1 pseudogene is annotated in these 900 nt (G+C 58.6%); it reads left to right on the plus strand.

What is annotated here, in order from left to right:
• Positions 1-834, plus strand: a pseudogene (locus ACR0EO_RS22095) (tyrosine-type recombinase/integrase); the annotation flags it as partial.
• Positions 835-900 lie beyond the last annotated feature (66 nt).

A 900-nucleotide genomic window follows, 5' to 3' on the forward strand; every position in this document is an offset into this window, starting at 1 on the left:
ATTCGTGGCATGACGCCGAAGACCCAGCAGGCTCATATCCGGGCGGTCAGGTATTTTGCCGAGTTCATCGGGCGGTCCCCTGACACAGCAACGCCGGACGAGCTGCGCGCGTATCAGCTTCACATGACCGACACCGGGGTCTCGACCGGCGTGTTCAATGCCAGGATCGTGTCTTTGCGGTTCTTCTAAGGCATGACCTGCGGTCGTGAGGAGATGAAGCGATACATGCAGTTCCGGCGCAAGCCGAAGAAGTTGCCCGTTGTTTTGAGTGTCGAAGAAGTGGGCGATCTGCTGGCGGCGGTTCCAGGGCCGGGGCTCAAATATCGTGCGGCTTTAGGCATCAGCTATGGTGCTGGGCTGAGGGCATCCGAGGTCTGCAATCTCAAGGTCTCGGACATCGACAGCGACCGGATGTTGATCCATGTGTATGAAGGTAAGAATGACAAGGACCGCAAGGCCATGTTGTCGCCTGCATTGCTTGATTTGCTCCGCGACTATTGGCGGGAAGCGCGGCCTGAGGGATGGTTGTTTCCGGGCAAACCCAAGATCATGGCTTTGTCACCGCGTCAGCTGAACCGTGCGTTCACGTCGGCCAAACACATGGCCGGTATCAACAAACCCGCTACGCTGCATACCCTGCGCCACAGCTTTGCAACGCACCTGCTCGAGGCCGGAACGGATGTTCGAGTGATCCAGGTGCTTTTGGGACATTCCAAGCTCAGCACGACGGCGCGCTATACGCATGTCGCGACCAAAACCATTCGCGGCACCGTCAGTCCCTATGAGATGTTGGAGAAACTGCAGGATCACACCGTCAGGCGAGGACTGGAGTAGCGGCGCGGGTGGATGCCGCGCCCACGGCTGGAGATCGCAGATATCTTTCGGAACTATGGGCCTGCG

It is taken from the genome of Ruegeria sp. BE9, assembly GCF_056538765.1.